The 218-nt window shown below is 72.5% G+C and carries 1 protein-coding gene; it reads right to left on the bottom strand.

Going from position 1 to position 218, the window contains the following annotated elements; translation table 11 throughout:
• A partial coding sequence (locus LL06_RS26195) for a DUF930 domain-containing protein (RefSeq protein WP_035534068.1) occupies window positions 1-218 on the bottom strand: 218 nt, incomplete at both ends.

Here is a 218-nt window from a genome sequence, read left to right as displayed (position 1 = left end):
AGAACTCCGGGAAGCCGCGGGCGGCCCACTGGTCGCGGGGGATGGCGGAGCCGACCTTGAGGGCGAAGCTGACGACGCCGAAGGCCTGGTCGTCGACCGTGCAGCGGAAGCTGAGATCATACCAGGCGCCGTCGGCGCGGAAGGCGGCGTCCGCGACCGCCAGCACATTGCCCGCGTCGAGCCGGTAGGACGGCAGCAGCTCGACCCCGTAGCGCCGG

The sequence above is a fragment of the Hoeflea sp. BAL378 genome (assembly GCF_000759435.1).
Lineage (GTDB): Bacteria > Pseudomonadota > Alphaproteobacteria > Rhizobiales > Rhizobiaceae > Hoeflea.
This window is presented reverse-complemented; position numbering and strand designations above follow the sequence as displayed.